Consider the following 13,112-nt stretch of genomic DNA (forward strand, 5'->3'; position numbering starts at 1 on the left):
CCTGGATGCCGTGCTTGAGCGAAAAGAACTGCTGCGTCAGCCGCCAATATTTGGTGGCGATCCTGAGCCGCCGGCCGTGGCGCTGGCGGAAATCGGCGGCGACATCATCAAGATCGGCCATGGTGTCGACATCGAGCCAGATGTCGGGCACGGCCACCACGACGTCGGCATTGCCGAAGCCGAGGCGCGCGACGATCTCGGCGCGCGCTTCCCAGTCGGCGAGATTCTCGCGCAAAAGATCCTCGCCGGTGATGCCGAGATCGACCGACCCTTGCCCGATCTCGCCGGCGATCTCGGACGCGGACAGGAAGGCCACCTCGACATTGTCGAGGCCGTCGATACGCGCGCGGTATTTGCGGTCGTCCTCGGGCAAGGTAACGGCCAGCCCTGCCTTGGCCAGCACTTCGAGCGACTGTTCCTTGAGTCGGCCTTTCGACGGGATCGCCAGCGTGATCATTTGGCATTCTCCCGCAAGGCTTCGATCCGGTCGAGCCAGACCGAAAAACCCACGCCGGGAATCGGCTTCTTGGCGCCAAGCAGCGTCAGCAGCCGGTCGTAGCGGCCGCCGCCGACAAGCGGGCGATCGCCTCCCTGGACAGCGATCTCGAAGACGAGGCCGGTGTAATAGTCGAGCGGGCGGCCGAAAGCGGCATCGTAGCGGATCTGCGCCGAGGACAGCCCATGCGCCTCGATCGCCTTGGCGCGGGCGGAGAAATTCTCCAGCGCCGGCCCCAGCGACAGGCCGGCATCGGCGGCGAATTTTTCCAGCGCCGCGGTCGCGCCGCTGAGCGCGACGTCGATCTCGAGAAAACCCTTCAACGCCGAGAAGGCGTCATCGGAGAGCCGCACGCTGCGCAACTGTGCTTTCTCGGTCAGCCGGCGCGCAATGTCGGCCGGCGAGCGGCCGCCGGAAGCCGACAGCCCGGCCTGCTCCATGCCTTCGGCAATGTGCGCGGCGAGGCCTTCCTGATCGCCGTCGAGCACCAGCAAGGCGACGGGACCGGAGAGCTGGCTGTTGCGCGGCGGGTTGGCGAGATCGGCAAGGGCCGCTTCCAACATCGGCGCCGAACCGAAGGCGCGGGCCAGCCGCATGCGCCAGCCGCGCGGCAGGCCGAGCGCGGCCAGCACCGCCTCGAACAGGGTCTGGTCGCCAAGCGTGATGGCGAGGGGCCGTCCCGGCAGCACCAGCGACAGCAGCGCATGCGCCTCGGCCAGCGAACGGGCATCGGCGGCGGCGATGTCAGTGTCGCCGAGATCCTCGATGCCGGCCTGGAAGAACTCGTTGCCACCCTCACGGCGCTGGCGGAACACCTCGCCCAGGTAAGAATAGCGGCGCGGCGTGCCGGCCTGGCTGGCGATGTGGTCGAGGCAGACCGGAATGGTGAATTCGGGCCGCAGGCACAGCGTCTTGCCGGTCTCGCTCTCGGTCAGGAAGATGCGCCGGCGCAGGTCTTCGCCCGCCATATCGAGGAACGGATCGGCCGGCTGCAGCACGGCGACTTCGACCGCGTGCGTACCGCGGGCGGCGAAGAGTTTCGCGATGTCGGCAGCGATGGCGGGGCGGGAGGTCATGGATAAGTTGGGCGCGAGGCCCCCCTCTCTGTCCTGCCGGCCATCTCCCCCTCAAGGGGGGAGATTGGCAGCTCGGACGCCGCGCCTCCTCCTGCAGCGTTGAAAATTGGCGAAAGCATGCGCGACATCTGATCTCCCCCCTTGAGGGGGAGATGGCCGGCAGGACAGAGAGGGGGGCTCAAGCGCCACCCTTCGCGCGGTCGGCGGCCTGCGCCGCGAGTATCTTCTTCACCTCAGCCACCAGGTCACCCTCCGCGACCGTCACCTGCGCCGGGCGTGCCGCGCGCCATTCGGCGTTGTCGGTGATCTCGGCCGACAGGCGCGCGCCTTCGATGAGGTCCTTGATCTGCACCTCGCCCTTGGCGCGCTCGTCGCCGCCCTGGATGATGGCGACAGGGCTGCCGCGGCGGTCGGCATATTTCAGCTGCGCCTTCATGCCCGCGCCGCCGAGATACATTTCCGAGCGGATGCCGGCGGCGCGCAGATCGGCGACCATCTTCTGGTAACGGCCGAGGCTTTCCGTATCCTTGTCCATGACCAGCACGACGACCGGGGCGATGACATCGGAGGTATCCAGCTTGCCGAGGTTCTTCAGCGCCGTCATCAGCCGCGAGACGCCGATCGAAAAACCGGTCGCCGGCACCGGCTCGCCGCGAAAGCGCGAGACCAGCCCGTCATAGCGCCCGCCGCCGCCGACCGAGCCGAAACGCACGATCTGGCCTTCGTCGTTGGGGATCTCGGCCAGCAGCTCGGCCTCGAAGACAGGGCCGGTGTAGTATTCGAGGCCGCGCACGACGGAGCGGTCCATCACGATGCGGTCTTCGCCGTAGCTCGCGGCTCTAACCAGGGCCTCGATCGTTGCGAGTTCGCCAACGCCTTCCTGATAGACAGCATTGGCATTGACGCTGGCGTCCTGGGCGGCCTGCCCGTTCCTGGCCGTTGCCAGAAGAACCGCCTCGGCTTGCGCATCCTTCAATCCGGCGCCCTTGGCGAAATCGCCCTCGCCTTCCTTGCCACCGTCCCAGCGTCCGGGGCCAAGCAGGAGCCTGACGCCTTCCGGCCCGAGCTTGTCGAGCTTGTCGATGGCGCGCAGTACGGTCAACCGGCGGCCGGCGTTATCCTCACCGCCGAGCCCGATGGCCTCCAGCACGCCGTCGAGCACCTTGCGGTTGTTGACGCGAATGACGTAGTCGCCGCGCTTGATGCCGAGCGCCTCCATGACGTCGGCCATCATCATCGCCATCTCCGCGTCGGCGGCGACGCCCGGCGTGCCGATCGTGTCGGCGTCGAACTGCATGAACTGGCGGAAGCGGCCGGGACCCGGTTTCTCGTTGCGGAACACCCAGCCGGAGCGGTAGCTGCGATAAGGCTTCGGCAGCTTGTCAAAATTTTCCGCGACGAAGCGCGCCGTCGGCGCGGTCAGGTCGTAGCGCAGCGACAGCCACTGCTCGTCATCATCCTGGAAGGAGAACACCCCTTCGTTCGGCCGGTCCTGATCGGGCAGGAATTTGCCCAGAGCATCGGTGTATTCGATCATCGGCTGGTCGACCGGCTCGAAGCCGTAAAGCTCATAGACCGAGCGGATGGTGGCCATCATCTTCTCGACGGCGCGGATGTCTTCGGCGCTGCGGTCGGCAAAACCGCGCGGCAGCCGCGCTTTCGTCTTTTCGGATTTGTCGGCCATGGGGTCGGTCTTTTCGTTAAGTAAACACTGGCTTATCGGGAGCGGGCGTGTCCTAACCCATGCCAAGTGGTGCGGCAAGCGTTTGCAGACCTGCAGGAAACAGTTCGATAGTTTGCAGGCGCCGCGCCGCCCCTCGTCCCCCTGCCGGCACCTTCTCCCCGTGTAGTGACCGGGGAGAAGGAGGAAGCGCCGGCGCGACAGCTCCAGCGTTGCCGACTGGCCAAACCCGCGGCGCCAGCGTCCTTCTCCCCGTCTCTATAAGGGGAGAAGTGCCCGGCAGGGCGATGAGGGGCGGCGCCGACTAACAAAGAAGTAGACTTCAATATCCCACCCTAGAGGGTTGAGGGCCTCCAAGAACTTCGAAACAATCAGCGCAAATACGAAACAATTCCGCCACCAGCGCGGCATGCTGCCGACACAATCCGCGACCATAAACGCGCCGAAACAAGGGGTTCAGGGCCATGACCACGGCTGAAGATATCATCGAGGGCGAGACTGCAAGGCTGAGGCCTGCCGGGGTTCCGGCGCTGAAGCCGGCGCAGCAGCCGGCTGGGCCGTTCGAGGCTGCGGCGACCAAGCCGAGCGCCCGCGACGCGCTGGTCACCGGGCTTTTGGTAATCTACCCGGCTTTCGCGGCTGTGGCGGCGATCCTGGCGGGGGTGTTTTTGGCAGGCGCCGGCAGCGTTTGACTTGAGGTCTACCGAGAAATCTCGAAGGCCGGCGCTGCCCCTCATCCGCCCTTCGGGCACCTTCTCCCCGTGAACGGGGAGAAGGAAAGAGCGCGCTCTACTTCGGCCTTTTGAGCTTCTTGCGCTCTTTCTCCACCTCCGCCCTGCAATAGCAGCCCTCGAGGTGGTCGTTGACGAGGCCCATGGCCTGCATGAAGGCATAGACCGTCGTCGGGCCGACAAAGCTCCAGCCTCGCTTCTTCAACTCCTTCGATATCCTGACAGACACGGCCGTCGTCGGATTGGCGCGCAGATGCGCGAGGTCGACGATTCCCGGACGCTCGTCCGGACCCGGTTCGAACTTCCAGAACCAGGCGGCTAAAGAGCCGAACTCGTCGACCATCTCGCGGGCGCGTTTGGCGTTGTTGATGGTCGAGACGATCTTGCCACGATGGCGGATGATGCCGGCGTTGCCGAGCAGGCGCTCGACATCCTTCTCGGTGAATTGAGCCACCTTGTCGAAGTCGAAACCGGCGAAGGCCTCACGGAAATTCTCGCGCTTGCGCAGGATGGTGAGCCACGACAGGCCCGACTGGAATCCTTCCAGGCAGATCTTTTCGAACAGCCGGCGATCATCCGTTACCGGCCGGCCCCATTCACGATCGTGATAGTGAAGATAGTCCGGCAAATTGCCATGCCAGAAGCAGCGCGCCCTGCCGTCGGGACCATCGAGAATGCCGCTATTTTCCGTTGCCATCGTCAGCAAATCCATTCGTTAATGCGCCTCGGCGCCGCTTTTACCGTGGCTTTACCAGATTCCTGAACCGGCCGGTAACCACACCAAAAGGTTTACTGACAAAGCGGCATTTTACGCATTCCGATTCATGTTTTGCTTGCCGCTGCGCGCCAAGGATCGCGAAACCGAGGGCGTCCTCTCCGCCCCGGATGAGTTCGATCAAGGTGCGTTCCAATGAAGACAGCGTTTTGTTACCTGCTCGGCGCGGCGGCGATCCTTGCCGCCGGCGCCACCACCTCCCTTGCCAATGACCGCTACGCCGATATGCCGCCGGTGACGGTGAGCCCCGACCTTTCGGCGCCCTGGGTGCTGCAACTTGGCCGTGCGCCGGGCATCGTGCGCCCGGTCCGGCAAGCGACGCAGCAGCCGCTGCAGCGACTGTTCCAGGCGCAGCCCGACCGGCAGAGGACGGCAGCCGTGCAGCAGCCGGCCAAGCGCATGGTAATGCGACCGCAGATCAACCCGATCTACCTGCCGCAGGAAGTCGCCTATGACGGGCCGGCGAAGCCGGGCACGATCGTCATCGATACGCACCAGAATTTCCTCTATCTGGTGGAGCAGAACGGCAAGGCGCGGCGTTACGGCGTCGGCACCGGCAAGCCGGGCTTCGAATGGTCGGGCACGCACAAGATCACCGACAAGAAGGTGTGGCCGGACTGGCGCCCACCGGCGGCGATGATCAAGCGCGAGGCGGCCAAGGGCCGCTATTTGCCGACCTATCTTGCTGGCGGCATGGAAAACCCGCTGGGCGCGCGCGCGCTCTATCTGGGCACCACCGAATACCGCATCCACGGCACCAACCAGCCCTGGACGATCGGCGGCGCTGTGTCTTCCGGCTGCATCCGCATGCGCAACGAGGACGTCGTCGACCTTTACGAGCGCGTCAATGTCGGAACCACGGTCGAGGTGATCTAGTTTCTGCGAACCAGCCGGTTAGACGGCGCAGCACTTTTAGTCCAGCTGTTGCCGTCAAGTCATAGTGCGATCCCGTGGGATGTGCTTAAACCGATGTCGAGTTTACGGGGGACGGGCCGTGTGGGGATACGGCCGGTCACGAAAGGGCAGCGTGGGCAACCGCGCTGCCCTTTTCGTTTTTGAGGCTTCTTTGACGCGTGGCGCGGCAAGTCGCGCCGCAAACAGACGGATTCGCTTTCGGGGCTGAGTTCCCGGCGCTCCTCTGCTATTGCAGTGCACAAATCCTGATCGTCACGCAATTCTGGACGCAACGCTGCTTACGCGATTTCCTCGAATTGCCCAGAAGGCAGAGGTGCCAGCCATGACCCGGACCGACGACAGCCGCTATCTGAACGGCGGCCCGGTTGCCCAGCGCATCATTGCGTCGGTGCGCGAAGATGCCTTGATCGCGACGGCCGAAGGTTTTCCGCCAAAGCTGGTCTCGATCACCGTCGGCGATACCGAAGCGGTCGATGTCTATGTGCGCAACCAGCGCGCCAAGGCAGCCCTTGCCGGCATCGGGTTCGAGGAGCGGCGCTTTGCCGCCGACATCACGGCCGGCGAACTGGAAGCCGCGATCCACGGCCTCAACGCCGACCCGCGCGTCACCGGCATCATCATCCAGCGGCCGGTGCCGGCGCATATCCCGATCAAGACGCTGCAGGCCGCCGTGCATCCGCTGAAGGATGTCGAAGGCATGCACCCGGCCTCGATCGGCAACATCGTCTACAACCAGCTCGATCTGGCGCCCTGCACGGCGGCAGCCTCGGTCGAACTGCTGAAGGAGACCGGCCTCGATCTCAAGGGGCTCGAAGTGGTCGTCGTCGGCCATTCCGAGATCGTCGGCAAGCCGATCGCCTTCCTGCTGATGAGCGAAGGCGCCACGGTGACGGTGTGCCACCACATGACGCGCTCGGTGGCGGCGCATGCACGGCGCGCCGACGCGCTGTTCGTCGCGGTCGGCAAGCCGCGGCTGATCAAGGCCGACATGGTGAAGCCGGGCGCCGCCGTCATCGACATCGGCATCAATTCCGAGGTCGGGCCCGACGGCGAAACCCGCATCGTTGGAGACGTCGACACCGACAGCGTCAAGGAAGTGGCGTCCTGGATCACGCCGGTGCCAGGCGGCGTTGGCCCCCTCACCGTCGCGATCCTGCTGCGCAACACCATGGTGGCACTCAACCGCCAGCGCGCGCTCTATCGCGCGACCTATGGCGTGGCGGATCAGCTCGCGGCGGAGTAATTATTCCGCAGCAATCAACCCGCCGTCGGAAACGCCCTCCGGTTTCGGACCGCCATAGGCCCAGTCGAGCAGTTTGATCGTGTGCACCACCGGCAGCTTGGCGGCGGACGCGATCTGGGTGATGCAGCCGATATTGCCGGTGGCGACGATTTCGGCGCCGGTCGCCTCGATATTCCCCACCTTGCGGTCGCGGAGCTTGGCTGAAATCTCCGGCTGCAGGATGTTGTAGGTGCCGGCCGAGCCGCAGCACAGATGCCCTTCGCGCGGCTCACGCACGACGAAGCCTGCTTTGGCGAGCAGCTCCTTCGGCTGGCGCGTGATCTTCTGGCCGTGCTGCATCGAGCAGGCGGAATGGTAGGCGACGACGGTGCCCGGTTTGCGCACCGGCTCGGGCAGGTCGAGGCTGGCGAGATATTCGGTGATGTCCTTGGCCAGCCCCGAGACGCGCGCGGCCTTTTCGGCATAGGCCCGATCGAGGCGCAGCATGAAGCCGTAATCCTTGATCGTTGTGCCGCAGCCTGACGCGGTGATGATGATGGCGTCGAGCCCGCCTTGGTCGATCGCGCGCGTCCAGGCGTCGACATTCCGCCTGGCCGAGGCAAGAGCCTGATCCTCGCGGCCCATGTGATGGACGAGCGCGCCGCAGCAGCCCTCGCCTTCGGGCACCACGACCTCGACGCCAAGCCTGGTCAGCAGAGAAATCGTCGTTTCATTGATGGCGGGATCGAGCACCGATTGCGCGCAGCCGGTGAGGATCGCGACGCGGCCTCGCTTTGTGCCTTGCCCGGTATGCGTGCCTGGTTTCGCCATCGGCGATGCCGGCGGGACCGCGGACGGCGCCAGCTTCAGCATGGCTGCGACCGGCTTCAGATCCGGCAGTTTCTCGAACAGGCGGATGAAAGGCCGGCCGAGACCGGCCAGTTTCAGCGCGGCGCGGAAGCGGCTGGGATAAGGCAGCACGAAGGCCAGCACGGCGCGCGTCAGCCGGTCGAGCAGCGGCCGCTTATAGGTCTGCTGGATGTGGGCGCGGGCGTGGTCAACCAGATGCATGTAGTTCACGCCCGACGGACATGTCGTCATGCAGGCAAGGCAGGAGAGACACCGGTCGATATGGGTGACGATCTCCTTATCCGCCGGGCGGCCGTTCTCCAGCATGTCCTTGATGAGGTAGATGCGGCCGCGCGGCGAATCGAGCTCGTTGCCGAGCGTCACATAGGTCGGGCAGGTGGCGGTGCAGAAGCCGCAATGCACGCATTTGCGCAGGATCTTCTCCGATTCCGCGACATGCGGGTCGGCAAGCTGGGCAAGGGAGAAATTGGTCTGCACGCAAAAATCCTTACTGTCCCAGAAGCCAGCTTTGCGGGTTCCTGACGGGCTCGCCGCGCTGCAGCGCCTGGATGCCCAGAATGCAGCGGGCGATAAACCAGACGGCGGCGGCCAACATCAGCACGAAGCCGATCACAAGCATCATCAGGACCACCGAGATCAGCGCGAGAGAAGGCCGATCCAGAACGTCCTGATCAGGAACGTATAGTGGCTTTCGACGAAGCCGCCGGCCTTGCCGCGATTGATGTAGGCAAGCACGATGCCGACAATGCCGGTGATGCCGATGACGAGGCCGGCGAGGTAGAGAATGTAGATGACCAGCGCGTTGGTCTGGCCCGGCTCCAGCCAGCGATCGGTCTGGCGTGGCGCGCTGCTCGGTCCTGGGTCGGTATTGCTCATGATGCTGCTCCCTGTGTTGATCGGGCGAGAGTAGCAGAGCCGGAGCCCGGCGCCATGCGGCCAGGGTTGAGGATATTCTTCGGATCGAACTCGGCCTTGAGCCGCGCCGAGAGCGCCGCCAGATGCGGCGGCTGCGGCTCGAACACCGGCAGCGCCGCGCGATGCGGAGCGGAGGCGCGCACCAGCGTCGCATGGCCGCCGCCATGCTTGCGGATCAAGCCGCGCAAGAGGTCGGCCTCGGGATCGTCCTCGCGCATCGACAGCCACACCAGACCGCCCTGCCAGTCGTAGAACGCATCGACCGCCGCCTGCATGCGCAGCGCCATCACCATGTGATGCGCCACGGACGGCGCCATCGAGACACGCCAGACCGGCCGCGCGCCGCCGTCGGCGAAAGGCCGGCAGTCTCGGATGTCGCGCCAGATGGCTTTCGACGCCTCGCCGGCGATCTCTTCCAGCGGCCCGGCCTTGCCGAGCAGCTTGCGCAGCGCCTCGATGCGATAGACGACCGAGGGGCCAAAACCTTCGACGCGCAGCAACGTCGCGGCATCGCTGCCGTGCTTGCCGCCGGCGACCCGTGCGGCGATGCGCTCCGGCAGATGCGCCGCGCTCGACACTTCGGCGCTGGAGCCCAGCGCCAGCGCCATGGCGGCGACCGCCGCATCGTCGAGCAGGCCGCGGATGGCCAAAGTCACTTCCGTTTCGGCGGCCGGCAGCACCTTGAACGTGACATCCGTGAGCACGGCCAGCGTGCCCCAACTGTTCGCCATCAGCTTGGAGAGATCGTAGCCGGTGACGTTCTTGACTACGCGCCCGCCCGACTTGAAGGCCTCGCCACGGCCCGAGACGGCGGCGACGCCAAGGATATGGTCGCGCGCGGCTCCCGCCTTGAGACGGCGCGGGCCGGACAGGTTCGAGGCCAGCACGCCGCCGATGGTGCCTCTGCCTGGCTCGCCACCGAGCAACGGACCGTAGTCCATCGGCTCGAAGGCGAATTGCTGGCCGTTTTCCGCAAGCAGTTCTTCGATCTCGGCGAGCGGCGTGCCTGCCTTGGCCGACAGCACCAGCTCAGCGGGCTCGTAGAGGGTGACGCCGGTGAGCCTGGAGAGGTCGAGCGTGTGTTCGGTCTGCAGTGGGCGGCCGATGCCGCGCTTGGAGCCATGGCCGAAGAGCTCGAGGGGTGTCTCTTCGGCTGCCGCCCATTGGACGGTGGAGAGGACTTCGGCGGAGGTGGAGGGGGTGAAGGTGGTCATGGCTTGGCCTTGTTCCTCGCCCGCGCAGGGCCAGGACAATCGCATACGGCAGCGCTGCCCCCTCTCCGCCCGCTACGCGGACACCTCTCCCCCATTTCATGGGGGCGAGGAAACGCCAACCGCCGACGTCGCGACCTTGAAAAGCCTGGGTTCCTCGCCCCCGCAAGGCTGGGGAGAGGTGGCTCGGGCGAAGCCCGAGACGGAGAGGGGGCCGTCATAGAGCGCTGTCTCCCGTCTTCCTGGCTGCAAAAACAAACCTAAGGTCGGCAGCAACGACGTCTTTAGCAAGCTGCCCTTCCAGCGCTGCGAGGATCGTCTCGCAAACACTCCTCGTGTTCTTCAGCACATCAAAATTCCAAAACCGCAAAACCGAGAAGCCCTCGCCCCGCATGAATTCATCCCGCCGCCTGTCGTACGAACTGTCCGCGTGCTGGCTGCCGTCCAGTTCCACGACCAGCTTTTGGCTCCTGCAGGCAAAATCCGCGAAGTATGGACCGATGGGCATCTGGCGAACGAATTTGTAATCCGCCCAGCCTTCTTGCCTTTAGCTCGTTCCAGAGGGTCGCTTCCGCCTGATTGTCCCCATGGCGAAGCTCGCGCGCACGAGCGATGTTTTCGGGCGAGCGGCGGCTTGGCTGAGAGGGCGTCCCCCCTCTCCGTCTCGGGCTTCGCCCGAGCCACCTCTCCCCCGCTTTGCGGGGGCGAGGAACTTTGATCCTCAGCCCCCATCAAAACCTCGGAATATCCGGAAAAGCCACCTGCCCGCGATGCACATGCATCCTTCCCAGCTCCGCGCAGCGGCGCAGCTGCGGAAACACTTTTCCTGGATTGAGCAGGTGGTTGGGATCGAAGGCGCATTTGACGCGCATTTGCTGGTCGAGGTCGATTTGGTTGAACATTTCCGGCATCAGGTCGCGCTTCTCGACGCCGACGCCGTGCTCGCCGGTCAAGACGCCGCCGACCTCGACGCAAAGCCGCAAAATGTCGGCGCCGAAGCTTTCGGCCTTGTCGAGCTCGCCCGCCACATTGGCGTCGTAGAGGATCAGCGGGTGCAGATTGCCGTCGCCGGCGTGGAAGACATTGGCGACGCCGAGGCCATATTTCTCGGAGAGATCACGCATGCCGGCGAGCACGCGCGGCAGTTCCTTGCGCGGGATAGTGCCGTCCATGCAGTAATAGTCGGGCGAGATGCGGCCGACCGCCGGGAAAGCCGCCTTGCGGCCGGCCCAGAAGCTCAGCCGCTCCTGCTCGGACTGCGAGATGCGGCAGGTGGTCGAGCCGTTCCTGTAGGCGATCGCCTCGACGAGACCGATCAGATGGTCGACCTCCACACTCGGCCCATCGAGCTCGACGATAAGCAGCGCCTCGACATCGAGCGGATAGCCCACCTGGACGAAATCCTCCGCCGCGTGGATCGCCGGGCGATCCATCATCTCCATGCCGCCCGGGATGATGCCGGCGCCGATGATGTCGGCGACGCATTGGCCGCCCTGTTCGCTGGTCGGGAAGCCGATCAGCAGCGCGCGCGCCGTCTCCGGCTTCTTCAGGATCCGCACCGTGACCTCTGTGACGACGCCGAGCAGGCCTTCGGAGCCGGTCATGACGCCGAGCAGGTCGTAACCTTCCTGGTCAAGATGACTGCCGCCGAGGCGCACGACCTCGCCGTTCATCAGGACCATCTCGATGCCCAGCACATTGTTGGCGGTGAGCCCGTATTTCAGGCAGTGCACGCCGCCGGAATTTTCCGCGACATTGCCGCCGATCGAGCAGGCGATCTGGGAGGATGGATCGGGGGCATAGTAGAAGCCCTCCTGCTCGACGGCGGTGGTGATGCCGAGATTGGTGACGCCCGGCTGAGCGACCACGATGCGGTTCGGGTAGTCGACCCCCAGGATGCGGTTGAAGCGGCTCATCACCAGCAGCACCGCATCTTCCAGCGGCAGCGCGCCGCCGGAGAGCGAGGTGCCGGAACCGCGCGGCACGACGCGGATATTGCGCTCGTTGCAGTATTTGAGAACCCGCGAGACCTGAGCCACCGTTTCCGGCAGCACGACGACCAGCGGCAACTGCCGGTAGGCGGTCAGGCCGTCGCTTTCGAAGGCGCGCATTTCATTGGCCGTATCGACGACGCCCTCGCCCGGCACGATGATGCGCATGTCGGCGACGATCTCGGCGCGCCGACGCAGCGTTTCGGCATCTGGCTTGGGCATGGCTAGGCCGGACATCGGTTATCCCGCTTGACTGGTCAAAATCTTTTACCAGCTTGACCGTTTTGTTGCAAACGCTGCTTTGGTCAAATAAGGCGGCGACCGTAATGCCCAGCTTCCGCAGCGGCAATCTGCCGCTGCTTCCTCGCATCGAGGGGAAGATTACTCGCCCGGATGCTTCGCCGGCTCGGAATGCATCTTGCGCACCCGGCGCACACCCCACCAGACCAGCAGGATGGCAACGGGGACGGAGGCTGCGGTGACGACTTCTGGCGCGAAGACGTGACCGAAGATCGAGGCGCCCTTGGCTACATAGCCGATAAGGCCGACGACGTAGTATGACACAGCGGCCACGGACAGGCCTTCGACAGTTTGCTGCAGGCGCAGCTGCAGCCGGGCCCGGTTGTTCATCGATGCCAGCAGGTCACGGTTCTGCTTCTCGACTTCGACGTCGACCCAGGTGCGTAAGAGCGTGGTGGCGCGGGTGAGTTTTCGCGACAGGTTGGCCTGGCGCTCCTCGACCGAGCGGCAGGTGCGCATGGCCGGTGCCATGCGCCGCAGCAGGAAGCCCGCCCAGGTATCAAAACCCTGCACCGGCTCTTCATCCAGCGCCTCCAGCCTTTCGGTGACGATGCCGTCATAGGCGCGGCTGGCGCCGAAGCGGTAGAGGCTGGATGCGGCGTCGGCCTCGAGCTCGGCGGCGAGCTCGGTGAGGTCGGCGAGCAATGTCTGGCTGTCACGAGTTTCGACGGCCTTCATTTCCAGCGTGGTCTGCGCCAGGCGGTCCTCAATGCGGCGGGCGCGGCCGGACAGCGTCAACGCCAGCGGCAGGCCGAGCATGGCCAGCGTCCGATAGGTCTCGATGTCGATCAGCCGCTGCGACAGAGCGCCGGTGCTGGCCGGCGTCAGGCCGCGATCGAGCACCAGCATGCGGGTCAGCCCGTCGCCGTCCTGGCGGAAATCGGTGATGATGGCGGCGGCGCCCCTTTCGACCAGCGAGTAGCAAAGGC

Annotated in this window: 13 protein-coding genes and 1 pseudogene; 3 read left to right on the forward strand and 11 right to left on the reverse strand. The window is 65.2% G+C overall.

Features of this window, described 5'->3' with window-relative positions:
* The 3 genes from hisG to hisS form a co-directional block, all read right to left on the reverse strand.
* A partial coding sequence (gene hisG, locus EOA24_RS11695) for an ATP phosphoribosyltransferase (protein WP_127409807.1) occupies positions 1-457 on the reverse strand: 457 nt, incomplete at its 3' end.
* Complete coding sequence (locus tag EOA24_RS11700; protein WP_126078872.1) at positions 454-1,572, reverse strand: ATP phosphoribosyltransferase regulatory subunit; 1,119 nt, start codon at positions 1,570-1,572, stop codon at positions 454-456. The genes EOA24_RS11700 and hisG, both read right to left, overlap by 4 nt.
* Before the next feature lie 178 nt (positions 1,573-1,750).
* A complete protein-coding gene (gene hisS / locus EOA24_RS11710) occupies positions 1,751-3,256 on the reverse strand; it encodes a histidine--tRNA ligase (RefSeq protein WP_126078874.1) in 1,506 nt (501 codons plus the stop codon).
* Positions 3,257-3,717: 461 nt separating this feature from the next.
* Between hisS and EOA24_RS11720 the strand changes: the two genes are divergently transcribed.
* A complete protein-coding gene (locus tag EOA24_RS11720) occupies positions 3,718-3,945 on the forward strand; it encodes a hypothetical protein (RefSeq protein WP_127409808.1) in 228 nt (75 codons plus the stop codon).
* 97 nt (positions 3,946-4,042) lie between these two features.
* Here the strand turns inward: EOA24_RS11720 and EOA24_RS11725 are convergent, their stop codons facing one another.
* Complete coding sequence (locus EOA24_RS11725) at positions 4,043-4,681, reverse strand: DNA-3-methyladenine glycosylase I (protein ID WP_126083513.1); 639 nt, start codon at positions 4,679-4,681, stop codon at positions 4,043-4,045.
* A 213-nt stretch (positions 4,682-4,894) separates the two neighbouring features.
* Between EOA24_RS11725 and EOA24_RS11730 the strand changes: the two genes are divergently transcribed.
* Both EOA24_RS11730 and EOA24_RS11735 read left to right on the forward strand, forming a co-directional pair.
* On the forward strand, positions 4,895-5,635 hold the full coding sequence (locus EOA24_RS11730) for a L,D-transpeptidase (RefSeq protein WP_126078876.1): 741 nt from the start codon (positions 4,895-4,897) through the stop codon (positions 5,633-5,635).
* 361 nt (positions 5,636-5,996) lie between these two features.
* Positions 5,997-6,917 (forward strand): bifunctional 5,10-methylenetetrahydrofolate dehydrogenase/5,10-methenyltetrahydrofolate cyclohydrolase, encoded by a 921-nt coding sequence (locus tag EOA24_RS11735; RefSeq protein WP_126078877.1) that lies wholly within the window; start codon positions 5,997-5,999, stop codon positions 6,915-6,917.
* On the opposite strand, the gene glcF is transcribed toward EOA24_RS11735, so the two are convergent.
* From glcF to EOA24_RS11765, 7 genes and pseudogenes are all read right to left on the reverse strand, one after another.
* On the reverse strand, positions 6,918-8,243 hold the full coding sequence (glcF, locus tag EOA24_RS11740; protein ID WP_126078878.1) for a glycolate oxidase subunit GlcF: 1,326 nt from the start codon (positions 8,241-8,243) through the stop codon (positions 6,918-6,920).
* 10 nt (positions 8,244-8,253) lie between these two features.
* Positions 8,254-8,642: pseudogene (locus tag EOA24_RS11745) on the reverse strand (DUF4870 domain-containing protein).
* Positions 8,639-9,895, reverse strand: a complete 1,257-nt coding sequence (glcE, locus tag EOA24_RS11750; RefSeq protein WP_126078879.1) for a glycolate oxidase subunit GlcE — start codon at positions 9,893-9,895, stop codon at positions 8,639-8,641. The pseudogene EOA24_RS11745 and the gene glcE overlap by 4 nt, the downstream one beginning before the upstream one ends.
* A gap of 214 nt (positions 9,896-10,109) precedes the next feature.
* Positions 10,110-10,400, reverse strand: coding sequence for a DUF559 domain-containing protein (locus EOA24_RS11755; protein WP_348526974.1), 291 nt, complete (start codon positions 10,398-10,400; stop codon positions 10,110-10,112).
* Positions 10,291-10,617, reverse strand: a complete 327-nt coding sequence (locus tag EOA24_RS44085; RefSeq protein ID WP_348526976.1) for a DUF559 domain-containing protein — start codon at positions 10,615-10,617, stop codon at positions 10,291-10,293. The genes EOA24_RS11755 and EOA24_RS44085 overlap by 110 nt, the downstream gene beginning before the upstream one ends.
* A gap of 6 nt (positions 10,618-10,623) precedes the next feature.
* Positions 10,624-12,120: an FAD-linked oxidase C-terminal domain-containing protein gene (locus tag EOA24_RS11760; RefSeq protein WP_126078880.1), complete on the reverse strand. Its 1,497-nt coding sequence runs from the start codon at positions 12,118-12,120 to the stop codon at positions 10,624-10,626.
* Positions 12,121-12,264: 144 nt separating this feature from the next.
* Positions 12,265-13,112 (reverse strand): DUF3422 family protein (locus EOA24_RS11765; RefSeq protein ID WP_127409809.1); only part of this gene is annotated, 848 nt, incomplete at its 5' end.

Origin of the sequence: Mesorhizobium sp. M2A.F.Ca.ET.039.01.1.1 (genome assembly GCF_003998035.1) — a bacterium.
Taxonomy (GTDB): Bacteria; Pseudomonadota; Alphaproteobacteria; order Rhizobiales; family Rhizobiaceae; genus Mesorhizobium.